This window comes from Rhodopseudomonas sp. (genome assembly GCF_013377015.1).
Taxonomy (GTDB): Bacteria; Pseudomonadota; Alphaproteobacteria; order Rhizobiales; family Xanthobacteraceae; genus JARJEH01.
Map to the genome: position 1 here is coordinate 828045 of NZ_JACABA010000001.1, position 26192 is coordinate 854236.

Genomic DNA, 26192 nt, shown 5'->3' on the forward strand with positions numbered 1-26192 from the left:
TTACATCGCATTAAGCTCGCTCGCCCAGGAGTTAGGCAACGACATCTTTGCACTGCGAGGCCGCGTGACCGCTCTCACCAAATCTTCCGAGAAGCTCAACTCGCAATTGTTCGGCGATCTGACGGTGCTGCAGCGTAAATGGGACGCGGCGATCCACCCCGGACAGAAGCTACCCCGCTATGAAGAGGTCATGCTCGGCAGCCTCGGTCGGCTGGCGGATCACATCGTGCTGCTGAAGATTGACGGCGAGAGGCTGGAAGTGTCGCGGACCGGCCGCTACGTCCAGGAATGGATCGGTGACGATCGTTGGGACATTCCGCTCAGCGCGCTGCCACCCGATTGCGCCACCGCGCTGGCGCAAGCCGTCTCCGGCGCGCTGCAGAACAGCCGCCCCTACCTCGCCAACGCCCATTGCGTCCGCGACGGCATCGTCCAGAAATACGACCTGCTCGCGCTGCCGACCTTGTCGCGCTGGGGCGGAACCCTGATCGGCGTCTATGTCAACGAACAGGGCCATCGATACAACCTGCTCGAAGCGATCTTCTCGTCGACCGACGACGGGATCCTGTCGCTGACGGCGATCCGCGATTCCGCGATGCGGCCGTTCGACTTCCAGATCGTGCATCTCAATCAGGGCGCCTCAAAGCTGCTGCGGCAACCGCCCGAGGCGCTGCAGTGGAGCCATCTCAACGGCGGCAGCCATCTGTTGTGTTCGCCGGCGGTGGTCGAGCGCCTGCTCAAGGTGGTCGAGAACGACGCCAGCGACGTCTTCGACATCGACAGCCACGACCGCAATTTCAGCCTCAGCGCCACCGCGTTCGGCGATATCGTGTCGGTGACCATTTCCGACGTCACTTTCCTGAGGAAGCGCGAAGAGTCGTTTCGCCTGCTGTTCGACAACAATCCAATGCCGATGTGGGTGTTCGACAGCGAGACCACCGAATTCCTCAGCGTCAACGACGCCGCGGTCCAGCATTACGGCTACGAGCGCAAACGGTTTCTGCGCATGACGCTGCGGGACATCTGGCCGCGCGACGAATGGAACATCCATAGTCAGTCGCTGCTGACGGTCGGCGAGAGCTATCAGTCGGGCCGGCACTGGCGGCACCTGAAGTCCGACGGCAGCGAGATCCAGGTCCTGACATTCGGACGCCGCGTCGTGTTCGACGGTCGCGAGGGTTTTCTGGTCGCCATTGTCGACGTTACCGAACGCCGCAAGGCCGAGGCCAAGATCGCCTATATGGCCCACCACGACGGCCTGACCAATCTGCCGAACCGGGCGCTGTATCAGGAAAGCCTGCAGCGGGCGCTGGAGCAAGGCAGCCGCGCCGGCACCAAGGTCGGCGTGCTGTGCATTGATCTCGATCTGTTCAAGAACGTCAACGATTCCTTCGGCCATCCGATGGGCGACCGGCTGCTGCAACGAGTCGCGGAGCGATTGAAGCTGGAAATCGGCGGCAACGATCTGGTCGCCCGGCTTGGCGGCGACGAATTCGCCATCGTGCTGGGCACGGTGGCGTCGCCGAACGAAGCGAGCGATTTCGCAATACGGCTGATTGATCGCCTCAGCGCGCCCTACGACATGGACGGGCTGGAAGTGGTGATCGGCGCCAGCATCGGCATCGCGATGTCGCCGGGGGATGGCGAGAACGACGAGGAACTGCTGCGCAACGCCGATATGGCGCTGTACCGCGCCAAGGCCGCCGGCGGCGGCGTCCACCATTTCTTCGAGAAGGAGATGGACCGGCAGGCGCAACTGCGCCGCGACATGGAGCTCGACCTGCGCCGCGCCTTTACCAAGGGCGAGTTCGAACTCCACTATCAGCCGCTGGTCGACGTCGCCGAGGACCGCATCACCGGCTTCGAGTGCCTGCTGCGCTGGCGCCATCCCGAACGCGGCATGATCTCGCCGGCGGATTTCATCCCGATCGCCGAGGATATCGGATTGATCGTCGGGCTCGGCGAATGGGTGCTGCGCCAGGCCTGCGCCGAGGCGATGAAATGGCCGTCCGACATCAAGATCGCCGTCAACCTGTCGCCGGTGCAGTTCCGCAGCCGCAATTTGGTGCAGGTGGTGATCGCCGCGCTGGCGCAATCCCGGCTGTCGCCGCGGCGGCTCGAACTGGAGATCACCGAATCGCTGTTCCTCGCGGAGACCGAGGCCAATCTGGCGACGCTGCATCAGCTCCGCGAACTCGGGGTGCGGATCTCGATGGACGATTTCGGCACCGGCTATTCCAGCCTGAGCTATCTGCGCAGCTTTCCGTTCGACAAGATCAAGATCGATCGCTCGTTCGTCCAAGATCTCGCTGAACGGCCGGACTGCCTGGCGATTGTCCGGGCGATCTCGGGGCTCGGCCGCAGCCTCAACATCACCACCACCGCTGAAGGCGTCGAGACGCTCGATCAACTGGATTGGCTGCGGGCTGAAGGATGCAACGAAGTGCAGGGCTTCCTGTTCAGCCCCGCGCGGCCGGCGACCGAAATCCAGGCGCTGCTGTCGAAGTTCGGCCGCCGCGCCTCGCAGGCCGCCTAGACCGTTTTCGATTTCAAGGGAGTCGGTTCACGTCATCAGAAAAGCCGTCATTCCGGGGCGCGAACAGCTTCAGCTGTGAGCGAACCCGGAATCTCGCGACATCCGCCTTGCGGCAAGATTCCGGGTTCGCTCGGCCTGCGGCCTCGCGCCCCGGAATGACGCATCTCTTTGGCTCAAGCGCCTCAACTGGGATGGAAATCACTCTACAGCGGCCGCGCGGCCTTGTCCTCCAGCAGCTTCACCAGGGTATGCAGCACCCGGTTGGCCGGCGTCGGGATCGCAAGCTCGGCGCCCTTGCGAACAATGTGCCCATTCAAATAGTCGATTTCGCTGGTCTTGCCGCGGGCCAGGTCCTGGGCCGTCGAGGAAAACTGGGTCGGCATGGTGGCGGCCAGCGCGATGACGCGGTCGGCCGCGTCGTCCGCAACGGAAACACCCGACGCCCGTGCCACGGCGGCGCATTCGTGGACCACGTCTTTCATCACGCTACTGACACCCTCGACCTCCAGCAGCCGCCCATAGGGCAGCTGGGCGATCGCCGACATCGCGTTGTAGGCGCAGTTGACGATCAGCTTGCCCCACAACACATCCGTCACATTGTCGGACACCGTGGTCGGGATGCCGGCCGCGCTGAAGGTGGCGGCAAGCGCGTCGCTGGTCGCGGAGCGGCCGAGCACCAGTTCGCCGCGGCCGTGGTGTTTGACATGCCCGGGCCCGGCCATTTCGGTCGCCACATAGACAACCGCGGCAACGACCTGCCTGCCGATCGCCGCTTGCAGACGCTCGGCATTGTCGACGCCGTTTTGCAGGCTGAGGATGACCGCCTCCGGCCGCAGATGCGACGCCATCGCGCGGCCGGTCGGTTCGGTGTCCGCCGACTTGACGCAGAACAGCACCAGCTCGGCGTCATCGAGACCCGACATTTGCGTGGTCGCCTGCACCGGAACCGACTCGCGAAAAGCGCTGGTTTCGAGGATCAGGCCGCGTTGCGTAACGGCCTCGACATGCTGCGCCCGGCCGATCAGCGTGACGGAATGGCCGGCGCGCGCCAGCATCGCGCCATAAAAACATCCGACGGCGCCCGCCCCCATCACGGCGATCTTCATGATCGTCTCCCCCTCGTTGGTCCCGGTTTCGCCAGCGCGCGGCCCGCGGCGATCAGGCGTTCTGCCTAACCCACTCGGTCGCCGGTTGCACCTGCTGTCGTACCGTTGTTGCAAACCATGCTATGATTGAAAAAACGCAGGGGCCCTCGATGCGCAAGAAAAATCTCGAAATCTTCGAGCACGCCGTGAAACTGGCGGGCTCCGGCAAATATGAAAACTGGAAGGACATCCAGAAGGAGCTGGTCCGCAAGGGCTATGGCAAGGCGCCCGACCTGCTCGGCGGCGACAAGATCCGCAATGTGCTGGATTTTCAATGCGCCCACGCGCGCGACAAGAGCGCCTGAGCGCCTCGGCTGAAATCGGCGCGGCAGCCGCGCGTGATTGTTTCGCAGCTTTCTCGGTCAGGGCGCCGGCGGCGGGGGAATCCTCACATAGGCCCGGTCGGGCGTCAGCACGCAACGGTAGACGCGCTTGCTCGCGGTTTCCCAGGTTTCGACCACCCGGCCGCAGGTGGTGCAGGCAAAACTGCCCGGCTCGCCGGAAAGCGATTCGGACTCGGCGCAGCGGTATTCGGCACCACATTCGCATTCGACATCGAATATTCTCATGCGGTCGACCTCCCTTGCATACGCTGAATCCACCAAACACCCTCGCTGCCGGATGTGACGCCTTGATGTTTGTTGCGAGGATTTTCTAACCCGCCCGCAATTTACCCAACCTGACACAGATCAACCCACCGAGCGTGGAACTGGCAGAATTCGCACCGGGCGGTCGACACGCCGCCGGTCGATCCCCGCGGTCTCGGCGATTTCACGCGCGCGACTTTTCAGCCGAAGATGTCGGTGGTCATGCCGACGTACCAGCCGGTGGCTTCGCGTGCCTGCTTGGCGCGCAATTCCGGACTCTCCTCAAGCTGCGAAGTATAGGGATCGATCATGACGATCTTGCCGTCGCGCGGCTCGTAGCGCGCGCCGTTCTTGACCGCGTCGTTCGGCGCGATCGTGCTCCAGCAATGATTGGTGAAGCGGACCGGCAAGCGCCGGCCGTCGGCCAGCTCAGCACGGATGATCATCGCGGTGATTTTGGCTTCGTTGTTGGCGGCAAATCCGGATTTCGGGAATTCGCCGCCGGTCGCCGAATCGCCGATGACGTGGATCGCCGGATCCAGCAGCGATCGCATGCTGCCGGCGTCCACCGGACAGAAGCCGCTGTCGTCGGCGAGCCCGGCGTCGCGGCCGAGCTGGCCGGCGATCTGCGGCGGGATCACGTTGACCATCGTGGCCTTGTGGGTTTCGAAATCGGTGACGACCGTCATCGCCTTCGGATCGACCGCCTTGATGCCACCGTGGATGGTCGGATCCTGCCACTCGATCATCCCGCCGTAGTGACGCTCCCAGGCGTCGATGAACAGCGTCTGCATCGCGAAGTGATCCTTGGCGTCGAGGATGACGATCCGCGCATTCTTGACGCCGCGCGTTTTCAACGCATACGCCATCATCGAGGCGCGCTCATAGGGAGCCGGCGGACAGCGATACGGCAGCGGCGGCGCGATGATGACAATCAGTCCGCCGTCGCCGACGGCGTCGAGCTGGCGCTTCAGCAGTTTGAACTGCTCGCCGCCGCGATAGCCGTGCGGCATCAGCAACGCGGCTTCCGGCGAATAGCCCGGCACCGCGTCCCAGCGAAAATCGATGCCAGGCGAGATCACCAGCCGGTCGTAGGAAATTCGTGCGCCGCCGCCGGTGCGCAATTGCCGCGCGTCGCGATCGATCGCGGTCACGGTGTCGAACACCATCCCGACCCCGCGCGCGGCGAGCGCTTCATAACCGAAGTTCAACGCCTCGTACGGCTTCAGGCCGGCGAGAAACAGATTCGAGGTGAACGGCGTGACATAGAGGCGGTTCGGCTCGATCAAGGTGACGTCGAGTTCGTCGCCGCCGTGCTTGAGATATTTCGCCGCCGTGGCCCCGCCGGGGCCGCCGCCGACCACCACCACTCGCGGCTTCGCCTTCGCGATCGCCGGACAGGCCAGCAGCGCCGTGGTCCCCGCAAGCGCGCGAATGACGCTGCGGCGGTCGATGGTGAGCGGCTGTTTCACGTCAGATCTCCATGGACGGAAGGTCGCGGACCGCAACGCCTGTCGCCGCGGTCCGCGCTGGATCAGGCGAAGATGTCGGCGACGATGCCGGCATACCAGCCGAGATTTTCTTCCGCGGTCTGGGCGCGAAGCCCGGCGTCCTCGCCGGTCTTGGAGACGAAGCCTTCGACCTCGGCGATCGCGCCGTCCTTCGGCTCGTAGCGGCCGCCGACCTTCACCGTGTCATCCTTGGCGATCACCGACCAGCAGGTATTGGCATAGCGTGCCGGGAAAGTGCGCGCCGCAGAGAGTTCGCCGCGCACCGCCAGCGCCACCACCTTGGCCTGGCTGTTGGCGGAGAACGCCGATTTCGGCATCGCGCCGGCGATCGCGGCGTCGCCGAGCACGAAGATGTTGGGGTCGATCTTGGACTTCATATCGGCGCCGTCGATCGGGCAATAGCCGCTCTCATTGGCAAGCCCGGCGTCGCGCGCGATCTTGCCCGCCATCTGCGCCGGAATCACGTTGACCATATTGGCCTTGATGGTCTCGAAGTCGGTGGTGACCGTCATCGCCTTGGGATCGATCGATTTGACGCCGCCGTGCATCTTCGGGTCCATCCACTCGACCATGCCGGGATAGTATTTCTGCCAGCCCTCCTGGAACAGCGCCATCTTGGAGAATTTGTCCTTCGGATCGATCACCACGATCTTCGACTTGGTATGGCCCTTGGTCTTCAGGACATGCGCCATGCAGGAGACCCGCTCGTAGGGGCCGGGCGGGCAGCGATACGGATTCGGCGGCGCCAGCATCACGATGGTCGCGCCGTCCTCCAGCGCATCGAGCTGCTTCTTGACCAGCCGGGTTTGCGCGCCGGGCTTCCAGCCATGCGGCATGATCTCGGCGGCGGCCTCGGAATAGCCGGGCACCGAATCGAATTTGATGTCGATGCCGGGCGCCACCACCAGCCGGTCGTAGGACAGCGTCGAGCCATCGGCGAGCCGCACCTGCTTCTTGTCGCGATCGATCGCGGCGGCCATCTGGCGCACATGCTTCACGCCGTAGCCGGACAGCTTGTAGGGATGGGTGATCTGGTCGAAGGTCTTGAAGTCGCCGAGATAAAGATTCGAGTGGAAGCAGGTGACGAACTTGTCGAGCGGCTCGACCATGGTGACGTCGATCGCGCCCTTGGAGTCGCGGGCGACGTATTTGGCCACGGTGGCACCGCCCGGTCCGCCGCCGATCACGACGACTTTCGGTTTGGCCTGGGCGCGCAGCACCCCAGGCATCGCGATGATCCCGGCGGCAAGCATGCCGGTCGAAAAGTGGCGGCGGTTGATGGTCGTCATGGTGGTCCCCTCCGTTATGGTCCGTGCGGGCATGGCCTGCGCGGCGATTGTGCTCTTCACTGAGTTTCAGGCGTGATGCTGTTGAAGTAGGCTGCGAGTGCTGCGATCTCCTCATCGGTGAATTTGACGGCGATGGCGCGCATCACCGCGTTGTCGCGGATCTTGGCGCGATATTCGCCGAGGGCGTGGACCAGGGTCTGCTCCGGCAGACCGACGATCACCGGAATGCCGTCGAACTTGCCGCTGAGCTGGTGACAGGTGACGCATTCGCTCGACAGATATTCGCCGAGTTCCTTGTCGCCCTCCGCCCACGCGCCGGCGGCGCCGCCGAACGCGGACGCGGCGACGAGCAGGACCAGCGCGACCGCGCGACCGACTCTCATTTCAGTCTCTGCCCGCTAGTCGCGGGCCGGAGAACTCGACCGCACGCGGCCATGGCTGTTGCCTCCCAAATACACGTTTCGCTTCCCTGGAAAACGCCGGCTTTAATTGCCGGTCTGTTTTGGAACGAAAGCCGGTTCGATCACGCGAGCGATCTTGCTGTCCATCATCAAATGCGTCACCAGCGCGCCGACCCACATCGAGGCCAGTGCCAGCCAGGCCGTCACCGCGAAGATCGCCCCGCCGGTGACGCCGGCGCCGACCGCGCAACCGCCGGCCAGCATCCCGCCGGCGCCCATCAGGAACGCACCGGCCGCGTAGCGTCCCATGCTGGGGCCGTCGTGAAATCCCTGCAGCTCCCACTCGCCCGCGAGCAGTGCAGCAAGCAAGGCCCCGACGAACACCCCCGGCACCAGCCCGGTATCGAAGCCCAGTGGTACCGACGGCGAATTGATCAGTCCCATCAGCGTATCCGCCGATGGGCCGGTGAAGCTGACGCTCTTGATGGTGATCGGCGTGAAGGAATGCTGCGACAGCGTGTAGGTGAGCTGCCAGCCCAGCGCCACCGCCAAGCCGACGCCGACCGCGCTGAGGCCGTTGAGCAAACCGATCCGGGCGCGGCGCGCCAGCCAGATCGCCCAGCCGATGCCGACCAGCCCCAAGCTCGCGCCGAACCACGGGCCGGCATGCAGCACCGTCAGCAGATTGCGCGACGCGCCGCCCTGCACGGTCCACAATTCCGACAGCGCTTCGCGCGCCGGCGACAACACGCCGCGCAGCGAGGCCTGCGCCACGATGGTGAGGATCAGCCCGGTGACCAGCGCGCGCAGGTTGCCGGTTCCCGACAGCACCAGCAAACGGCTGGCGCAACCGCGCGCCATGATCATGCCGGCACCGAACATCAAGCCGCCGATGATGCTGCCGGACAGGCTGCCGCGCGCGGCCAGCTGCCGCGCCTCGCCGACGTCGAGCAGCCCGGCCGCGATCGCGAGCTGGGTCGCGGCCACCGCCGCCGAGAAGGTCAACAGCCAGATCGCGAGTTTGGCGCCGAACACGCCTTGCGAAAATTCGATCACCGCCGAGCGCAAGCAGAACTTGCTGCGCTGAGCGCAGACCCCGAACACAAGGCCGACCAGCAGACCGCAGGCGGTCAGCGCGGCGGTTTCGCCGAAGCGTTCGATGATCTGGTCGAGGTTCAAGGGCATTCCTCTGTGCCACGAAATCATAGCGCAACTAATCACCGCGACACGGTCAGAGACAATGTCTCACGAACTTCGATTCGACATTGATCTGGCGCAACGGACTACTAACGATCAGCAGAAAACGCGCGACTCTCAGCAGAGATCGCGCGGAGCGCCGCTTACTACCAGCCAGCCGCAGGCATACGCCCATGCAAACACGGCGCGCAGCGGTTGGTCATCAAACCATCTCCTCTCAATCCACTTTCGGGCCGGCCTTGTTATCCGGCGTGACATCCACCGCCATCGCCCGGCCGATGACTTTCGGCGCGGCGCGGCAATCCTTCATGCAGGGATTCGCTTTCCAGAACTGTTTTTCGGATACCTCGCGATCGTCTTCATAGAAGCCGTTCGCATTCGGCATCTCGACCGCCGCCAGGTTTTTCTCGTTGAGCTCGAAATCCTGATCCTTGATAACGTCGCTCATGCTGAGAATGTAGGCCACCAGCGAATAGATTTCGTCGTTGGAGAGCGAGCGAGCGCTGCCGAACGGCATCGCGTGGCGGATGTAATCGTAGACCGTGGTCGCATTCGGCCAGTACGAACCGACCGTCTTGTCAGGGCGGTCGGCCTTCAGGGTACCGAGACCGCCGGAGAGAACCGGATAGCGGCCGACGCCTTCGCCGAACTCGCCGTGGCAGATCGTGCATTTCTCCTGGAAGATCGCATCGCCCAGTTTCGCGGTGCCCTTGCCGGGCGGCAGACCCTGGCCATCGGGGCGGACATCGATGTCCCAGGCCTGGATTTCCTCTGGCAGCGCTGGTCGGCCAAGTCCGAGCTTGACCGGCGGCTTCGGCGCGGGTTGCTCCACCGACGCCTTCGCCTGTTTTTGCTGCGCGCCCGACACAACCGGCAGCAGCGCGATCATGACGACGCCGAGCGCGGCGGCGGTGGCGAGCTTAACCGATCTCGACATTTTCAGTCTCCCCGTTGCCGCGCACCAGCCAGGTCTGAATGCCGTTGTTGTGATAGACCGAGTTGACGCCGCGCACCTTGCGCAGCTCGTCCTTGCTGGGCTGCACGTAGCCGGTCTCATCGATCGCGCGCGACTGGATCATCAGCTCCTCGCCATTCCAGTCGAAGTCGACGTAGAATCGCACCAGCGACTTGTCGAGCACCGGACCGTCGATCCGCGCGGCCTGCCAGTTGCGGCCGCCGTCGAGTGTAACGTCGACGCGCTTGACCGTGCCGCGGCCCGACCAGGCAACGCCGGTCAGCACGTTGCGGCCCTTGAATTTCAGCGGCGCCTGCGGCGACGGATTAGTGATGACTGACTTCGCGTCCATCACGAAGGTATGTTTGCGGGCGCGGCCGTCCGGCATCAGGTCGGTGTATTTCGAGGTTTCCTCGCGGGTCTGCCACGGCTGATCGCCGGCCTCGATCCGGCGCAGCCATTTCACCCAGAGATTGCCCTGCCAGCCCGGGATCACCGCGCGCAGCGGATAGCCGTTCTCGGGACGCAGCGCCTCGCCGTTCATCGCGAACGCGATCAGCACGTCGTCGAGCGCCTTGGCGATCGGCAGCGAGCGGTTCATGCCGGCGGAATCCGCGCCCTCCAGCATCAGCCATTTTACGTTCGGCTTCAGGCCGGCTTCGTCGAGCAGGAGCTTCAGCGGCACGCCGGTATACATCACGTTGTGGATCATGCCGTGGGTGAACTGGCAGCCATTGAGCTGGGCGCCACGCCACTCCATGCCGGAATTGGCGGCGCATTCGAGGAAGTAGACCTTGTTGACGCGCGGCATCCGCTTGATGTCGTCCATCGTGAAGACCAGCGGCTTCTCGACCAGGCCGTGGATCATCAGCCGGTGATCGGCCGGATTGATCTCGGCGATGCCGCCATGATGACGCTCGAAGCAGACTCCCGAGGGCGTGATGATGCCGTCGAGCTCATGCAGCGGCGTGAAGTTCACCGAGGATTCCGGCGACGCGGTGAGCCAGGAGACGTCCCTGCGCACCACGTGTTTTTCGTATTTCGACGGCACACCGTAAGGCCGCTTGTCGACGCCGTCGCCGAGATAGCGATTCCAGTCCTGCACCTCGGTAATCAACGGATCGGGTTTCGGCGCTTCGCCAGCCTGTGCGATCGTCGGCAGCACCGCGCCGGCGCCGGCCAGACCCGCGACACTGAGAAAGCGGCGGCGGTTGAGAAGATCCGCTGTCGGCTCGTTGCTCATGCGGTATGCCTCTTCGCTATTATCCCGATACGTGAATATGTTGAGCGCGACTCTGATCTGATTCCGAATGATCTCATCTCAGGCGCCGGTGACCTTGACCGCGGTGTTCGGCTCGATCTTCACGGCGCCGACACGCGACACATGCGCCGCCAACACGTCCCAGATCGGCGGCCCCTGAGTATTCTCGCTAATGCTGGCCCAGCCGGAGACCGTGTAGTTCTTCGACGCTTCGATCGGCTTGCCCGTCTTCAGATGCGTCAGATTGGAAATTCGCGAGCCCATCACTTGGCCGACGTCGATCGAATAGCCCATGCCGCCGATCCGAACCATGTCGCCGCCGCCCTGGAAATACGGGTCGGGATGGAAAATGTTGTCGGCGATGTCTTCCAAGACTTCCTTGAGCTGCGCCCCGGTCATCTGGTTGCGGTAGCAGTTCGGATAGGTGATCGCGGTGGCGTTGGTGACGTGCTCCCAGGTGATGTTCTCTTCCGGCAATAGCGTGCCGCCCCAGCGGAAGCCCGGTGACAGCGCGATCTCGGCGTCGCGTTCCGCCAGCATGGCGTTGCAGATCAGGTCGTCGAAGGTGCCGTTGAAATTGCCGCGGCGATACAGCAGCGAATCGGTCTTGCCGACAACGCGCGAAAGCTCCTTGGCGAACGGCGCCCGGACCTGCTCGACCAGCTTGCTCATCGCCGGGTCCGGCGCGATCGCATCGGCGAACACCGGCATCAGCTTGAATCGAATATCCGCGACCTTGTTGTCCTTCACCGCGATGTCGAGCCGCGAGACGAACTTGCCGTGCGAGCCAGAGGCCACCAGCACGGTGTTGCCGACCTTGACCAGACCCGGCATCGCGTCATGGGTGTGGCCGGTGAGGATGACGTCGAGGCCCTTGACCCGGCCGGCGAGCTTGCGGTCGACGTCGAAGCCGTTATGCGACAGCAGCACCACGATCGAGGCGCCGTCGGCGCGGGCCTCGTCGACCTGCTTCTGCATGTCCTCCTCGCGAATGCCGAATTCCCATTTCGGAAACATCCAGCGCGGATTGGCGACCGCGGTGCGCGGCAGAGCCTGGCCGATCACCGCGATCTTGGCGCCGCCGCGCTCGAACATCTTGCGGGCCTCGAACACCGGCTCCTGCCATTCATTGTCGCGGATATTCTGCGCCAGGAATGCGAACGGCGCGGTGTCGGCGACCTGCTTGACCCGCTCGGCGCCGTAGGTGAACTCCCAATGCCCGGTCATGGCGTCGACCTTCAGGGCCGACATCACGTCGATCATGTCCTGGCCCTTGGTCTGCAGCGAGGTCCAGCTGCCCTGCCAGGCGTCGCCGCCGTCGAGCAGCAGCACCTTGTCGGCGCCGCGCTCGGCGCGCACCGCGCCGATCAGCGTGGCGATCCGATCCATGCCGCCCATCCGGCCGTAATTGCGCGCGAGCTGGACGAAATCGTCCGCGGTCAGCGCGAAAGCGTCGGCCGAGTTGGTGGCGATCTTGAAGTAGTTGCGGAATTCAGCGTCGGTCAGATGCGGCGGCTGGCCCTTGGCCTCGCCGACCCCGAGATTGACCGAGGGTTCGCGGAAATGCAGCGGCATCAACTGGGCGTGGATGTCGGTGACGTGCAGCAGCGTGACGGTGCCGAGCGGATCGAATTTGGTGATGTCGGCCTGGGTCAGTCGCTGCTGCGCGGCGACACGGCCGAGCGAACCCAGTCCACTTCCGATCGTCAGCGCCGACGCAGCCGCAGTCGCCTGCAGGAATTCCCGCCTCGATATCATCGTTTCATCCTTGATATTTATCGTTATCCGGCCGGCGCTGCGCAAGCCTGATCGGCTTCCGCAGGCGCGGCCGTCAGTGCCGCGGCGCTTTACGCCACCGTCAGCTTGTTCTTTGCCGTGTAGTTCGATCCGTCGTCGTCCTTCCAGGTGAAGGTGAACTCGCCGGTCTCGGCGGCCTTGTAGAAGAACGACTGGTAGGGATTGGCCGAGATCGCCGGATTCCATTCGGCTTCGAACACCATCTTGCCGTTGAATTCGGCGACGAAGGTGTTGATGATCTTGCGCGGCACGATCTTGCCGGCGGCGTCCTTGCGCTGACCGGATTCCATTTCGTGCGAAATCAGCGTCTTGATCTCGATCAGTTCGCCCGGCTTGGCCTGGGCGGGAACGCGAACGCGGGGGGTGGGAGCTGTCGCCATCTGAAAAATTCCTCGCCTGAATTGTTGTTACCGATGGACGGACTAGCCGCCGCAGCCGCCGATCGTGACCTTCACGTTCGACTTCGTCATGTAGAGGCTGCCGTTCGACATTTCGGCGATGCAGATGATGTTCTGGGTCTGCGCCAGCCGCATCCGGGTCGACGCCGCGGCCTTGCCGCAGGCCGGCGTGAACTTGTAGCTGACGATGCCCGGCAACGGATTGCCGTCGGCGAAGACGTGAACCGCCTTGACGTAGTCGGTCTCGGTCATCGGGCTTTCGACCTCGACATTGACCGGCACCACGAGGCCGTTCTCGGCGATCTCGGGCACGTCGAGCTTGACCTTGCCGCTGTCGAACTTCTTGTCGCCGTAGAGCTTCTTGATCTCGGCGGCGACGGTCGCTTCGTCCGCGAACGACATCCGCGGCGCCAGCAGTGCCGCCAGGCCGGCAATTCCGGCAAGGGTCAGCGTTTCGCGGCGGGTGGTCGCAACCGTAGTCCAACTCATTGGGTATCCTCCTAGTCGGGAGTCTTTGGCGTCCCTTGCGATAGTATCGCTTGACGATTCCAAGCTGAACCTATCATGATCTGCAAACATCATTATATTGTTTTTCTTGAATGTAAAGATATCCGACAATGGTCGGGGGCCGCATGGACCGCACAAGACGGTCGTCAGAACGGGAGGAGAGAGAATGAGATTCGCCGCGATCGGCTCGGCATTAGTGGCTGTTGCGCTCTGCGCCATGCCGTTGAAAAGTCAGGCCCAAGACGCCAGCGAAAAGGAAATCGAGCGCTATCGCGCGATGATTTCCGACCCGATGTCGAACCCGGGATTCCTCGCGGTCGACCGCGGCGAGATTCTGTGGAGCGAGAAGCGCGGCACCAAGAATGTCTCGCTCGAGGGCTGCGATCTCGGGCTCGGCGCCGGCAAGCTGGAAGGCGCCTTCGCCAAGCTGCCGCGCTACTTCAAGGACGCCGACAAGGTGATGGATCTCGAGCAGCGGCTGCTGTGGTGCATGCAGACCGTCCAGGGCCTCGACACCAAGGACGTCGTCGCGCGCCGTTTCTCCGGACCCGGCAAGGCCTCCGACATGGAGGATCTGGTCGCCTACATCGCCAACAAATCCAGCGGCATGAAGATCGACGTCCAGCTCAGCCATCCGAAAGAGCTGGAAATGGCCGCGGTCGGCGAGGAACTGTTCCACCGCCGCGGCGGCGTGATGGATTTCGCCTGCTCGACCTGTCACGGCTCGGAAGGCAAGCGGATCAGACTGCAGGCGCTGCCGGATCTTTCGAAGCCCGGCAAGGAGCCGCAGGACACCATGGCCTCATGGCCGACCTATCGCGTCTCGCAGGGCGCGCTGCGCACGATGCAGCACCGGTTGTGGGATTGCTATCGGCAGCAACGCTGGCCGGTCCCCGACTATGGCTCCGACGGCATCACGGCGCTGACCGTGTATCTCAACAAGATGGCGCAGGGCGGTGAGATCGCCGTGCCGTCGATCAAACGCTGAGGGGCACAGCCATGACCATGACATCGAAGTTTTCCGTGCTCGTCCTCGGCGGTGCGCTGCTGTGCGGCTCGCTGGTCGCGACCCTGGCCGCCGACAAGGCCGTCGAACCAAAGAAAGCCGCCGAGACGAAACCCACCGTCGAAACGAAGAAGGCCGAAACACCGCCGCCGCAGAAGGTCGCGACGGCCGTGGTCGACGCCTATCTGAAGTCGACCTTCGGCAGGGCGCCGCCGGAATGGCAGGCGCGGATCGAGCCGGATGAAAGCATGAAGGTCTGCAACGCCACCCGCAACCAGCCCTCGCACGCCGAGGCCGACAAGATCATGGCCAGCGAATTGAAGCGGGTCGAGTTCCCCGCCGACGGCAAATTCCTGGGCGACTGGAAGGAAGGCGCCAAGATCGCCAACAACGGCCGCGGCGGACAGTTTTCCGACGACGACAAGACCGTCAATGGCGGCAATTGCTACGCCTGCCACCAGATGGAAAAGGCCGAAGTCAGTTTCGGCACGCTGGGGCCGAGCCTGACCAACTACGGCCGCGATCGCAAATACGACGCCGCCGAGATCAAGCAGGCCTACACCAAGATCTATAATTCGCAGGCGGTGATCGCGTGCTCCAACATGCCACGATTCGGCACCAACAAATTCCTCAGCGAACAGCAGATCAAGGACGTGATGGCGTTCTTGTTCGATCCGGAATCGCCTGTGAACAAGTAGCGACGGTCCGTCATTGCGAGCGAAGCGAAGCAATCCAGGGACAGCAAGCACGGACTGGATTGTTTCGTCGCTTCGCTCCTCGCAATGACAGTGCCCTTGCATCCCAAGATTGGAGTGATGTCATGATCCAAAGAATTACGCTGGCGCTCATCATGATCGCCACCCTCGCTTCGCCGCTGCGCGCCGAAGACACGCTGGTCGCGACCAAATCGCTGACCCCCGAGCTGGCGCTGGACTGCGCGAAGGCGGCGCTCGCCGAGTGCCGCAAACGCGGATTCCAGGTCGCAGTCTCGGTGGTCGACCGCGCCGGGCTGACGCAAGTCGTGCTGCGCGATCGCTTCGCCGGCCCGCACACCGTTCCGACCGCGACCGGCAAGGCCTGGACCGCGGTGTCGTTCAAGAGCTCGACCACCGATTTGCAGGGCATGACTCAGCCCGGCATGCCGCAGGCAGGGCTGCGTCAGCTGCCGGGCGCCGTGATCCTCGGCGGCGGGCTGATCGTTGAAGCCGGCGGCTCGCTGGTCGCCGGCATCGGCGTCTCCGGCGCACCCGGCGGCGACGCCGATGAAGCCTGCGCCAAGGCCGGAATCGACGCGATCAGGGACAAACTGGATTTCTGAAACGGTTAGTTGATCCGACCGGCTCACCGCACCACACCGGTCAATCCGGGGTGTGCGAGCGCAGCTCGCGCGCCCCCGGAATCACGTGTTGAGAATCAGCACCGATAACCGACGCTTAACTTACGCGCCTCACGCCTGCTTCTTCAGCCACTCCGTGAACGGCGCGGTCTCGTAGCCCTTTTCCTTGACGTAACGAAACATCGCGAGGAACTCCGGCGGCTCCAGCAGGCCCGGCATCCGTGCCACCTCGCGCTCCTGCGGTTGTCGCGCGGCGAGGCCTTCGGTGCTTTCGGGAAAGAACTGAATGGTCGGCGTGAAACGGATGCCGTAGGCCTGCGCGAACGCCTTCTCGCTGAATTTCTTGCCGTCGAAATCGGTGACCTCGCGGGCGCCGATATGATTGAGGTGCAGCACCTCGAAGTTATCGCGGATGTAAACTTCGATGGTCGGGTCCATCATGTGGACCTCGTGCATCCGCTTGCAGAACGGACAGCCCTTCAGGCCCCACATGATGGCGAAGCGCTTGCGCTTGTCGGTGGCGCCGGCGAGATCCTCGGGCAGATCGAGGAAACTCTGCAAGTACCAGTCGAGCTGATACAGCCCGTCGTCGCCGAGCACCGGCCTGGCGAGGCTCGGCGCGGCGCGAAGCCCCAATCCGGCGGCGGCAATGGTGGCGATCGCATGCCGCCGGGTCAATGGACGCGAGATCATCAGGAGCCTCCGTTGCAATCGCGCTTCAACCGATCGAACTGAACGCGGGGAACGTCTCGAGTAACCATCCGGCGATCTTCGGCATCACGCCAGTCAAAAACAGAACCCCGGTGAGCACAAGCGCCCCGCCCATCACCTTCTCGACAAGGTTCATATGCGCGCGCATCCGCGCCATTAGCTTGATGAACTTGCCGGAAAACAGCGCGGCCAGCATGAACGGCAAGCCGATCCCGAGCGAGTAGGCGCCGAGCAGCATCGCGCCCTGCACCGCAGATCCCTCGACCCCGGCGACCAGCAGGATCGTCGCCAGCACCGGCCCGACACAGGGAGTCCAGCCGAACGCGAAAGCGAGGCCAACCACATAGGCGCCGAGATAACCGGCGCCGCGGCGCACGCTTTGGAACCGGGCTTCGCGAAACAACAGCCCGATCCGGAACACGCCGAGAAAGTGCAGCCCGAGAACGAGGATGACGACGCCGGCGATGATGGCGAGGGTATCGAAATGCGCGGTCACGGTCTTGCCGATCGCCGACGCCGAGGCGCCGAGCGCGACGAACACCGTGGAAAATCCGAGCACAAAGGCGAGCGACGACGCCATCACGTGGGCGCTGACCACGCCCGCGGGCCGGTCGCGCCGCGCCGTCAGGTCGTCGAGGCTGACGCCGGCCAGAAAGCACAGATAGGGCGGCACCAGCGGCAAGACGCAGGGCGACAAGAACGACAGCACCCCGGCGCCCAGTGCCCCGGCAAGCGAGATATTCGAGACCACGGCGTTTCCGGCTCTGGCAGATACATGCGAATTCGTCTATATGTAACACACCATGGCCAGAAGATTTCTGCAATCATCATTGCCCGGCTTGTTCCTGTTGATCGCGGCGCTGCTGTGCCCGACGGTATCGCAGTCGGCTGAGCTGTTAATGTATGAGCGCGCCGGATGCGTCTGGTGCGCGCGCTGGGACCGCGATGTCGGACCGGTCTATGACAAGACCGATGAAGCAAAGGTGCTTCCGCTACGGCGCATCAATCTCGACAAGCCGGCCACCGGCAGCGTCGAGCTCACAGCGCCGGTACACTTCACGCCGACTTTCGTGGTCTCCGACCACGGCCGCGAGATCGGACGCATCACCGGCTATATCAATGACGATGCATTCTGGGGATTGCTCGGCACGCTGTTGAGCAAGATCGAGCCCCGGCCCCAGCCCGACCACAGTTGAGCGCGTTTCAACTCACCCTCGAACGGTACTGACCGCCATGGCATCGATCCTAGAACCCGACATCGAGACCGAACTCCGGGACGGCGCGGAATATTCGCCCGAGCTCGACCTGCTGATGCGCCGGGCCCGCAAGGCCAGCAATTTCCTGAAGGCGCTGTCGCACGAAAACCGGCTGCTGCTGCTGTGCCTGCTGGCGGAACGGGAGCGCTCGGTGACCGAGCTGGAAAACATCCTGTCGCTGCGGCAGTCCGCGGTGTCGCAGCAACTGGCGCGGCTGCGCTACGACGGCATGGTCGATACCAGGCGCGACGGCAAGACCATCTACTATAGTCTCGCCAATGAGGACGTGCGCCGGGTGATCTCGGTCGTGTATGATATCTTCTGCGCTTCCGCGAGAACCGGCGACGCAAAGAAGTAATCCTGCCCGCGCGGCAGACGACGACAGGGCCGCGCAAACAAGCGGCAAGACCCTGCGGCGAGTTCGAGGGAATGCCATGCAGAACGCCTCTGCCTGGCTGCTCGCCCTGGCCGGCATCGGCATCGGGGCGGCGGCAGGCTTCTTCGTCCGTCGTGCCAGGCTGTGTTCGTTCGGCGCGATCGAAGACGCGCTGATTGGCGGCGATACCCGCCGCCTGCGGATTTTCGGGCTGGCGCTCGGGATCGCGATCCTCGGCACCCAGGCGCTGGTGATCGGCGGCCTGCTCGATCCCGAACAGACCAGCTACACCGCGCCGGCCATTCCGCTGCTGTCGATCGCGATCGGCAGCCTGATGTTTGGCATCGGCATGGCGATGGTCGGCACCTGTGGCTTCGGCTCGCTGGTGCGGCTCGGTTCCGGCGATCTGCGCAGCCTGGTGGTGATTCTGGTGCTCGGCGGCGCCGCCTACGCGACGCTGCGCGGGGTGTTTTCCGGCTTCCGCATCACCGTGCTGGAAAGCGCTGCGCTCGCGATGCCGGACGGCGTTCGCGCCGACCTCGCCTCAGTCCTGCAACACGCCTCCGGAGTTGATCTGCGCGGCGCGATCGCCGCGATCGCCGGCGTCGGCCTGTGCGCGGCGGCGTTGGGCGACCGGCGGCTGCGGCGCGCGCCGCGGCTGCTGTCGGCCGGCATCGCGCTCGGACTGCTGATTGTCGCGGGCTGGGTCGTAACCTCGTGGCTCGCCGACGAATTCGCCGGCCCGGCGCGCCCGCAAAGCCTGACCTTCGTGTCGACCATCGGCAAGGCGCTCTATGCCGGGCTGCTGAGTGCGGCGAACTTCGCCGATTTCGGCGTCGGCACGGTGTTCGGCGTGGTCGCCGGATCATGGCTCGCGGCGCAGCACGCGGCCGAATTGCGCTGGGAAGCGTTCGACGACGACCACGAGATGCGGCGTCACCTCGGCGGCGCGGTGCTGATGGGCATCGGCGGCATTCTGACCGGCGGCTGCACCATCGGTCAGGGCATCACCGCCGGCTCGCTGCTGGCGCTGTCGTGGCCACTGGCGGCCGGCGGCATGATCCTCGGCGCACGATTGGGGATCGCGGTACTGGTCGACGGCTCGCCCGCCGACCTGCTGCATCGCGGCTGGATCAGCCTGCGCGGCGGCAATCAGCCGTCGGAATAGGGTTGGCTGAATAGTCAGAGAATGAGGCGCTCAACGTCGTCATTGCGAGTAGCGAAGCGACGAAGCAATCCAGCAGCGTCGTGCCGGAAGCTCTGGATTGCTTCGCTTCGCTCGCAATGACGAAGGCTGGGCTTACGGCTTCAGGTAGCTCCAGCCCTGTTCCTGCAGCTCCATCAGCCGCACCGCGCCGGACGGCACGACTTCGGCCTCCGAGACGATACTGATCGCCTTGCCTTCGCGCTTCTCCATGCCTTCCTTGGTATTGCCGCAGGCGGAGAACTTGATGCTGGAGGGAAAGCTGGCCTGCGCGATCTGTTTGATGCGGTCCTGCACCGGCGAGGTGTCGGCGCGCAGCATGTGCAGGCCGGGGCCATAGGTCACGATCTCGACCTGAACCTCTTCGCCCTTGGCCTTGTACTGCTCCATAATGTTGGTGGCGTTGTTCAGCGCCAGATTCATCACCGCCGGGTCGTTCTGATCGACCTGGATCGCGACGCGATGCTGTTTGGCGTCGGCCGCGAGGCCCGGCATCGCGGTCGCTGCCAGCAGCAACGTACTCGCAATCGCACAGAACCATGATTTCATCGCAAGCCTCCCGGATGTTGTTTGACGCAGCGTAGCCGCCAGCGCAGCGCGAGTCACCCGCGCGTTGCGCCGCTCGCCAACTGTGGTCTGAAGCGGCCTATCGCGCGGCCAGCGCCGGCATCGCCACGCGGCCGCGAAGGCCGAGCGCGGCGCCGGACAGAATCCCCGCAACCGCGATAAACGACGGGATCGCCAGCGTCGACAGTCCGGTGAGGCCCTGGCCGACCGAACAGCCATAGGCCATCGCGCCGCCAGCTCCCATCAGCGCTGCGCCGAGGATCGAGCGCGACATCTGGCTGGCCGAGCTGTAGCCCTCGACCTGGAAGCGCCCGGTCAGCAGCGCGGTGGCGATGCTGCCGGTCAACACGCCGAGCACCACCGCGATGCCGAAATTCAGCGACAGCCCGGTCGACAGCATGACGTATTGCAGGGTGTCGGCGATCGGCGAGATGAAGGTCAGCGAGGTCACCGGAATCGGATTGAATTCGTCGACGCCGAGCCAGCCGGTGCTCAACCAGCCGGCAGTGACTAGCAGGCCGACCGCGACGCCAGCGGCGATCTGGCCAGTGCTGCGGCGAAACGAGCGGTCCGAAAATGCGAACAGCAGCAGTGCGCCGCTGGCGGTCAGCGTCGCGGCGATGCGGGCGAGTTCGTCGCCGATCCCGATCGAACTCAACAGCGCCGGGACCGAAACCGAAGCCGGCGTGACTTGGGTCCATTGCATGATCGCCAGCCGCGCCGGCGCCAGCAATCCCTTCAGCGTCATCTGCGCCGCGACGCCGATGATCACCAGCACCACCAGCGAGCGCAGATTGCCCTTGCCGAGCAGCACCAGCGCGCGCGACGCGCAGCCATTCGCCAGTACCATGCCGATGCCGAACAGCAATCCGCCGGCAAAAATCAGCGGCGCCGAGAACGACGGCAGCAGATACAGCGACTTGCCGATCTCGACGAGGCCGAAACCCGCCAGCAATTGCGCGCCGGCGATCGCAACCGCCAGGGCCACTGCGTAGCTACGAATCTTGCTGCCGTCATCGGCATTCCACCACTCGCGCAGGCCGCTCATCAGGCAGAAGCCGCTGAGCAGGCCGACCACGCCGAGCGCGGCGCCGATGGCAAATCCCAGGAGAACCGGAGTTTCGGGCAGCGCCATGGTGCAAATCCTCGGGGACACGGCTGACAACGTCAGCGGATCTGACCGAGAGATACGTGCGACCCCGCGCGAGGTAAATAAGGCCCGGAAATTAAGGAGAAAGCCGCTGTCGCGCGGCTGCGGCGAAGTCGAATTTGCTGCGACGGAACGGATTTCGGCAAGAAATCCCTCGTCGCCGGAGCGCAAAAACGGGCTGCCCGCCGCGCGCTCAGGTTGATCTAGATCAAGCCCAGGTCCGGACTGCCCATCTATCATTTATATATATTCAAATGTTTGCGAGGTAAGATATGCCGTCGCTATCCGATAAGGCCTGGTCGCCCTACGTGGCCGGCGTGCTGATTGGCCTATTGCAGATTCCGGCCTTCCTGATCATCCAGACCGCGCTGGGCGCGTCGTCGTCCTTTGTCACGGTCGGCGACGCGGTCGCGAGCCTGCTCGATCCATCGCTGCTGCAGATCGACTATGCCGCCAAGCATGTCGACGCCACCGCCAAGAACCTGTGGCAGGTCGCGCTGGTGGTCGGCGTCGGCATCGGCGCCTTCATTTCGATGAAGATGTCCGGCGCGCGCCGGCAGCCGATCTCGCCGATCTGGAGCCGCGCGCTCGGCTCCTCGTCGTCCGCATTGCGGTATGCGGTCGCCTTCGTCGCCGGCTTCCTGATGCTGTTCGGCGCGCGGATCGCCGATGGCTGCACCAGCGGCCACGGCCTCTCCGGCATGGCGCAATTGTCGGTCGGCTCGACCGTGGCGGTGGCCGCGATGTTCGCCGGAGGCATCGTCACCGCCATGCTTCTGCTGCGTCGAATTTAATCGGGAGATACGATCATGATGGGTTCAATCGCCATGGCCATTGCCGTCGGGTTGCTGATGGGAATCGTGTTCGGCTTCGCGCTAGAGAAATCCCGGGTGTTCGAGCCCGGCATGATCGTCGGCCAGATGCAGATGCGCAATTTCATCATGCTGAAGGTGTTTCTGACCGCGGTGGCGACCGGCGCGGTGGTACTCGCCGCGCTGAACGGCTTCGGCTTCGTCAAGTTGCAGCCGAAGGCCGCGCTCTATGCTGCCGATGTGGTCGGCGGGCTGCTGCTCGGTGCCGGCATCGCGCTGGCGGGCGCCTGTCCCGGCACCACGCTGGCGCAGATCGGCGTCGGCTATCGCGACGCGATCTTTACCCTGATCGGCGGACTCTGCGGTGCGGTGGCGTTTTCCTACGCGCAGCCGTGGCTCGCAAAGACGCTGATCGGTAGTGGTCCGAAGTTGATCTTCACCGACCTGATCGGCATCCCGTACTGGCAGGGCGCCATCGGCCTGGCGGCGATTCTGGTCGTCGTGCTCGCGCTGATGGAGCGGGCGCGGTCATGGCGCAAGGATCTCGGCGCGAATGTCGACGGGGACACCCCGTCGGCGTCGCAATTCAAGGGTCGGATGGTTCCAGCGGAATAGCAGCCGGCTGGCCCGCGCGGCAAGAGAAGTGTAAAGGAAGAAGCTATGTTGAAAGTTGCCGTTCTGGTGTGGATCGTTCTCGGCGCCTCGCTTGCGGGCGCCGCCATGATCGCCGTTCTCGCCGTCCCGGACCTCGCCGCCGATGCGATGCGTCTGGTGCCCCGCGCGGTGATCTGCGGGTTCGTGGTCGCGATCCCGCTGTCGTTTCTGATCGCCAGGAAGATCGCCCGCCCGTCCGTCGGATAGTTCCCAGAGCAGCGTCGTCACCCAATGAAAGAAACAAATATCGAGGGGCCGCTCTACGCCCCTCGAACCAAGGTCTATCCGCAGGCCGTCCATGGCCGGTTCCGGCGGATCAAATGGACGCTGCTGATCGTCACGCTGTCGATCTACTACCTGCTGCCGTTCGTGCGCTGGGATCGCGGGCCGGGACTGCCGGGCCAGGCGGTGCTGCTGGATCTGCCGCACCGCCGGTTCTATTTCTTCTTCATCGAGCTGTGGCCGCAGGAGGTCTATTACTTCACCGGCCTGTTGATCATTGCCGCGATGGTGCTGTTTCTGATGAACGCGCTGGCCGGCCGGATCTGGTGCGGCTATCTGTGCCCGCAGACGGTGTGGACCGATCTGTTCTACGCGGTCGAACGCTGGGTCGAGGGCGACCGCCGCGAGCGCATGCTGAAGGACAAGCAGGGCCTCACCTTCACCCACGTCCGCCAGATCGTCACCAAGAACGTGCTGTGGATCCTGATCGCATGGTGGACCGGCGGCGCCTGGGTGCTGTACTTCGCCGATGCGCCAACTCTGGTCAAGGAACTGCTCACCTTCCAGGCGCCGATGGTCGCCTATGTGTGGATCGGCATCCTGACCGCCACCACCTATCTGTTCGCCGGCCACGCCCGCGAGCAGGTCTGCATCTATATGTGCCCTTGGCCGCGGATTCAGGCCGCGCTCACCGACGAGTGGGCGCTCAACGTCACCTATCGCAAGGACCGCGGCGAACCGCGGATGTCGGTCAAGAAGGCCGAGCAGCTACGCCAGCATGACCAGGCCGCCGGCGACTGCATCGATTGTCATCAGTGCATCAATGTCTGCCCGACCGGCGTTGACATTCGTGACGGCATTCAGCTCGGCTGCATCCAGTGCGGCTTGTGTATCGACGCTTGCGACAGCGTGATGCAGCAGGTCGGCCGCCCGGCCGGGCTGATCGCCTACGACACCGATATCAACGCCGAGCGCCGGCTGGCCGGCAAGCCGCCGGTGTTTCGCCCGATCCGGGCGCGCACGCTGCTCTATGCCGCGGTGATCGCGATCGCCGGATCAATCATGATCTACGCGCTGGCGACGCGAAGCGCGATCGGCATCAACGTGCTGCACGAGCGCAATCCGCTGTTCGTGACGCTGTCCGACGGCGGCGTTCGCAACGACTACACCTTGCGGCTTCTCAACAAGAGCGACATTGCCCGCTCGTTCGAGATCGGGGTGACCGGGCTTCCGGGCGCGCATGTGCAGGCCGCCGGCATCCCGCAACGCGAGTCCGGCCAACTGACGATCGAGGTCGGGCAGGATCAGACCAGGGAGGTCCGGATCTCGGTGCTGGTGCCGGGCACCATGGTTCCCGCGGCGCCCACCGACATCACGATCCAGGCCAAGGATCTGGCGACCGGACAGATCGCGAGCGAGAAGGACCACTTCGTGCCGCCGGCGCGCAGCGGTCAGTGAGCGCGGCGGCCGCGCCGCACAACGCGCGACTCCCGCAACCCCGGCGGGTCGGGCAAAGTCCGACACAACCGGGGCAGCATCCGGCAGGCGATGCGGCGCGCCGCGCCGCTCGCCCGCACAAGAAATTGCCACGCCTGATGCAAAATTGAAAATAGCTCGCCTGCCGGCTTTGGCGTATCGTTCAGTTCCGACGAGTTGAACGCCGAGTATCGGTCAGGAGAAGTCATGGAATTTTCGCGTCTGGAGATCAACCGCCGCACCGCCCTGCTGACATCGGCCGCCATCGCCGCCAACGTGCTGAACCCGCTGCGCGCCTTCGCCGCGGAGACCCCGCGCAAGGGCGGCGTGTTCAACGTCCACTACGGCGCCGAGCAACGCCAGCTCAACCCCAGCCTGCAGGCCTCCACCGGCGTCTACATCATCGGCGGCAAGATCCAAGAGCCGCTGGTCGATCTCGACGCCGCCGGCAATCCGGTCGGCGTACTGGCCGAGAGCTGGGAATCCTCGCCCGACGGCAAGACCATCACCTTCCGGCTGCGCCAGGGCGTGACCTGGCACGACGGCAAGCCGTTCACCTCGGACGACGTCGCGTTCACCGCGCTGAACATGTGGAAGAAGATCCTCAATTACGGCTCGACGCTGCAGCTGTTCCTCACCGCGGTCGACACCCCCGATCCGCACACCGCGGTGTTCCGCTACGAGCGACCGATGCCGCTCAACCTGTTGCTGCGCGCCTTGCCGGACCTCGGCTACATCTCGGCGAAGCACATCTACGAGACCGGCGACATCCGGCAGAACCCGGCCAATCTGGCGCCGGTCGGCACCGGCCCGTTCAAGTTCAACAAATACGAGCGCGGCCAATACATCATCGCCGACCGCAACGAGAACTACTGGCGCCCCAACGCGCCCTATCTCGACCGCATCGTCTGGCGGGTGATCACCGACCGCGCCGCCGCCGCCGCCCAGCTCGAAGCCGGCGAATTGCACTACAGCCCGTTTTCGGGATTGACGATCTCCGACATGGCGCGGCTCGGCAAGGACAAGCGCTTCGTCGTTTCGACCAAGGGCAACGAGGGCAACGCCCGCACCAACACCATCGAGTTCAACTTCCGCCGCAAGGAGCTCGCCGACATCAAGGTCCGGCGCGCCATCGCCCACGCCATCAACGTGCCGTTCTTCATCGAGAATTTCCTCGGTGATTTCGCCAAGCTCGGTACCGGGCCGATCCCGTCGACCTCGACGGATTTCTACCCCGGCGCCAACACGCCGCAATATCCCTACGACAAGGCCAAGGCCAACGCCCTGCTCGACGAGGCCGGCTTCAAGCGCGAAGCCGGCGGCAATCGTTTCGCGCTGCGGCTGTTGCCGGCGCCGTGGGGCGAGGACATCTCGCTGTGGGCGACCTTCATCCAGCAATCGCTGTCGGATGTCGGCATCCAGGTCGAAATCGTCCGCAACGACGGCGGCGGTTTCCTCAAGCAGGTCTATAGCGATCATGCCTTCGACCTCGCCACCGGCTGGCATCAGTACCGCAACGATCCGGCGGTCTCGACCACGGTGTGGTATCGCTCCGGCCAGCCCGCCGGCGCGCCGTGGACCAACCAGTGGGGCTGGGAAGCCCCGGCGATCGACAAGATCATCGACGACGCCGCGACTGAAATCGATCCGGTCAAGCGCAAGGCGCTGTACGCCGATTTCGTCACCCGGGCGAACACCGAACTGCCGATCTGGATGCCGATCGAGCAGATCTTCGTCACGGTGATCAGCGCCAAGGCGCGCAACCACTCCAATACGCCGCGCTGGGGGTCCTCGACCTGGCACGATCTATGGCTGGCCGAATAGCGCGAATTCCGACA

The 26192-nt window shown here is 64.4% G+C and carries 28 protein-coding genes; 13 read left to right on the forward strand and 15 right to left on the reverse strand.

All coding sequences use genetic code 11. The features are described from left to right. Window positions 1-64: 64 nt before the first annotated feature. Window positions 65-2536 carry an EAL domain-containing protein gene (locus HXX15_RS04035; protein WP_296512906.1) on the forward strand — a complete coding sequence of 824 codons (2472 nt, stop codon included), beginning with the start codon at window positions 65-67 and terminating at the stop codon, window positions 2534-2536. Window positions 2537-2739: 203 nt separating this feature from the next. Here the strand turns inward: HXX15_RS04035 and HXX15_RS04040 are convergent, their stop codons facing one another. After that, window positions 2740-3642 (reverse strand): ketopantoate reductase family protein, encoded by a 903-nt coding sequence (locus tag HXX15_RS04040; protein WP_296512907.1) that lies wholly within the window; start codon window positions 3640-3642, stop codon window positions 2740-2742. Window positions 3643-3791: 149 nt separating this feature from the next. On the opposite strand from HXX15_RS04040, the gene HXX15_RS04045 reads away from it, so the two are divergent. After that, complete coding sequence (locus HXX15_RS04045; RefSeq protein ID WP_296512908.1) at window positions 3792-3986, forward strand: hypothetical protein; 195 nt, start codon at window positions 3792-3794, stop codon at window positions 3984-3986. A gap of 57 nt (window positions 3987-4043) precedes the next feature. On the opposite strand, the gene HXX15_RS04050 is transcribed toward HXX15_RS04045, so the two are convergent. The 10 genes from HXX15_RS04050 to soxY all read right to left on the reverse strand — a co-directional run bounded on the left by HXX15_RS04050 (window position 4044) and on the right by soxY (window position 13566). Beyond that, entirely contained in the window at window positions 4044-4250 is a 207-nt protein-coding gene (locus HXX15_RS04050) for a hypothetical protein (RefSeq protein WP_296512909.1), read from the reverse strand. 218 nt (window positions 4251-4468) lie between these two features. Continuing rightward, on the reverse strand, window positions 4469-5740 hold the full coding sequence (locus HXX15_RS04055; protein WP_296512910.1) for an NAD(P)/FAD-dependent oxidoreductase: 1272 nt from the start codon (window positions 5738-5740) through the stop codon (window positions 4469-4471). Between the two features lie 62 nt (window positions 5741-5802). Continuing rightward, on the reverse strand, window positions 5803-7068 hold the full coding sequence (locus HXX15_RS04060) for an NAD(P)/FAD-dependent oxidoreductase (protein ID WP_296512911.1): 1266 nt from the start codon (window positions 7066-7068) through the stop codon (window positions 5803-5805). Window positions 7069-7124: 56 nt separating this feature from the next. Next, the gene (locus tag HXX15_RS04065) at window positions 7125-7451 is read right to left on the reverse strand and encodes a c-type cytochrome (RefSeq protein WP_296512912.1); all 327 of its coding nucleotides are present in this window, start codon (window positions 7449-7451) and stop codon (window positions 7125-7127) included. 102 nt (window positions 7452-7553) lie between these two features. Further along, window positions 7554-8648, reverse strand: coding sequence for a YeeE/YedE family protein (locus HXX15_RS04070; protein WP_296512913.1), 1095 nt, complete (start codon window positions 8646-8648; stop codon window positions 7554-7556). Between the two features lie 235 nt (window positions 8649-8883). Then, window positions 8884-9603 (reverse strand): cytochrome c, encoded by a 720-nt coding sequence (locus tag HXX15_RS04075; RefSeq protein ID WP_296512914.1) that lies wholly within the window; start codon window positions 9601-9603, stop codon window positions 8884-8886. Continuing rightward, window positions 9587-10864: a sulfite dehydrogenase gene (gene soxC / locus HXX15_RS04080; RefSeq protein WP_296512915.1), complete on the reverse strand. Its 1278-nt coding sequence runs from the start codon at window positions 10862-10864 to the stop codon at window positions 9587-9589. Before soxC ends, HXX15_RS04075 begins: the two co-directional genes overlap by 17 nt. Window positions 10865-10942: 78 nt before the next feature. Next, entirely contained in the window at window positions 10943-12640 is a 1698-nt protein-coding gene (soxB, locus tag HXX15_RS04085; protein ID WP_296512916.1) for a thiosulfohydrolase SoxB, read from the reverse strand. Between the two features lie 89 nt (window positions 12641-12729). Continuing rightward, window positions 12730-13059, reverse strand: a complete 330-nt coding sequence (gene soxZ, locus HXX15_RS04090) for a thiosulfate oxidation carrier complex protein SoxZ (protein ID WP_296512917.1) — start codon at window positions 13057-13059, stop codon at window positions 12730-12732. Window positions 13060-13101: 42 nt separating this feature from the next. After that, window positions 13102-13566: a thiosulfate oxidation carrier protein SoxY gene (soxY, locus tag HXX15_RS04095; protein ID WP_296512919.1), complete on the reverse strand. Its 465-nt coding sequence runs from the start codon at window positions 13564-13566 to the stop codon at window positions 13102-13104. A gap of 184 nt (window positions 13567-13750) precedes the next feature. Here soxY and soxA point away from each other — a divergent pair, with 184 nt between their 5' ends. The 3 genes from soxA (at window position 13751) to HXX15_RS04110 (ending at window position 15908) form a co-directional block, all read left to right on the forward strand. Next, on the forward strand, window positions 13751-14572 hold the full coding sequence (gene soxA, locus HXX15_RS04100; protein WP_296512921.1) for a sulfur oxidation c-type cytochrome SoxA: 822 nt from the start codon (window positions 13751-13753) through the stop codon (window positions 14570-14572). An 11-nt stretch (window positions 14573-14583) separates the two neighbouring features. Beyond that, window positions 14584-15288: a sulfur oxidation c-type cytochrome SoxX gene (soxX, locus tag HXX15_RS04105; protein WP_296512924.1), complete on the forward strand. Its 705-nt coding sequence runs from the start codon at window positions 14584-14586 to the stop codon at window positions 15286-15288. A 122-nt stretch (window positions 15289-15410) separates the two neighbouring features. Next, window positions 15411-15908, forward strand: a complete 498-nt coding sequence (locus HXX15_RS04110; RefSeq protein WP_296512925.1) for a heme-binding protein — start codon at window positions 15411-15413, stop codon at window positions 15906-15908. Window positions 15909-16037: 129 nt separating this feature from the next. Here HXX15_RS04110 and HXX15_RS04115 read toward each other — a convergent pair whose 3' ends face one another. Both HXX15_RS04115 and HXX15_RS04120 read right to left on the reverse strand, forming a co-directional pair. Beyond that, window positions 16038-16619, reverse strand: coding sequence for a thioredoxin family protein (locus HXX15_RS04115; protein ID WP_296512927.1), 582 nt, complete (start codon window positions 16617-16619; stop codon window positions 16038-16040). A 25-nt stretch (window positions 16620-16644) separates the two neighbouring features. Next, window positions 16645-17388 (reverse strand): cytochrome c biogenesis protein CcdA, encoded by a 744-nt coding sequence (locus HXX15_RS04120; protein ID WP_296512929.1) that lies wholly within the window; start codon window positions 17386-17388, stop codon window positions 16645-16647. Between the two features lie 97 nt (window positions 17389-17485). Between HXX15_RS04120 and HXX15_RS04125 the strand changes: the two genes are divergently transcribed. The 3 genes from HXX15_RS04125 to HXX15_RS04135 all read left to right on the forward strand — a co-directional run bounded on the left by HXX15_RS04125 (window position 17486) and on the right by HXX15_RS04135 (window position 19437). Next, entirely contained in the window at window positions 17486-17833 is a 348-nt protein-coding gene (locus HXX15_RS04125; protein ID WP_366558554.1) for a thioredoxin family protein, read from the forward strand. Window positions 17834-17870: 37 nt separating this feature from the next. Continuing rightward, window positions 17871-18251, forward strand: a complete 381-nt coding sequence (locus HXX15_RS04130) for a metalloregulator ArsR/SmtB family transcription factor (protein ID WP_296512933.1) — start codon at window positions 17871-17873, stop codon at window positions 18249-18251. A gap of 76 nt (window positions 18252-18327) precedes the next feature. Next, complete coding sequence (locus HXX15_RS04135) at window positions 18328-19437, forward strand: YeeE/YedE family protein (protein ID WP_296512936.1); 1110 nt, start codon at window positions 18328-18330, stop codon at window positions 19435-19437. 132 nt (window positions 19438-19569) lie between these two features. Here the strand turns inward: HXX15_RS04135 and HXX15_RS04140 are convergent, their stop codons facing one another. Further along, entirely contained in the window at window positions 19570-19968 is a 399-nt protein-coding gene (locus HXX15_RS04140; protein ID WP_296514814.1) for a DsrE family protein, read from the reverse strand. A 151-nt stretch (window positions 19969-20119) separates the two neighbouring features. Beyond that, window positions 20120-21175: a YeeE/YedE family protein gene (locus HXX15_RS04145; protein ID WP_296512938.1), complete on the reverse strand. Its 1056-nt coding sequence runs from the start codon at window positions 21173-21175 to the stop codon at window positions 20120-20122. Between the two features lie 287 nt (window positions 21176-21462). On the opposite strand from HXX15_RS04145, the gene HXX15_RS04150 reads away from it, so the two are divergent. The 5 genes from HXX15_RS04150 (at window position 21463) to HXX15_RS04170 (ending at window position 26178) form a co-directional block, all read left to right on the forward strand. Next, complete coding sequence (locus HXX15_RS04150) at window positions 21463-21984, forward strand: YeeE/YedE thiosulfate transporter family protein (RefSeq protein ID WP_296512940.1); 522 nt, start codon at window positions 21463-21465, stop codon at window positions 21982-21984. 15 nt (window positions 21985-21999) lie between these two features. Further along, on the forward strand, window positions 22000-22617 hold the full coding sequence (locus HXX15_RS04155) for a YeeE/YedE thiosulfate transporter family protein (RefSeq protein WP_296512942.1): 618 nt from the start codon (window positions 22000-22002) through the stop codon (window positions 22615-22617). Between the two features lie 45 nt (window positions 22618-22662). Beyond that, window positions 22663-22863: a hypothetical protein gene (locus tag HXX15_RS04160; protein WP_296512944.1), complete on the forward strand. Its 201-nt coding sequence runs from the start codon at window positions 22663-22665 to the stop codon at window positions 22861-22863. Between the two features lie 24 nt (window positions 22864-22887). Then, window positions 22888-24336: a cytochrome c oxidase accessory protein CcoG gene (gene ccoG / locus HXX15_RS04165; RefSeq protein ID WP_296512947.1), complete on the forward strand. Its 1449-nt coding sequence runs from the start codon at window positions 22888-22890 to the stop codon at window positions 24334-24336. Window positions 24337-24561: 225 nt separating this feature from the next. Continuing rightward, window positions 24562-26178 carry an ABC transporter substrate-binding protein gene (locus HXX15_RS04170; RefSeq protein ID WP_296512949.1) on the forward strand — a complete coding sequence of 539 codons (1617 nt, stop codon included), beginning with the start codon at window positions 24562-24564 and terminating at the stop codon, window positions 26176-26178. Window positions 26179-26192 lie beyond the last annotated feature (14 nt).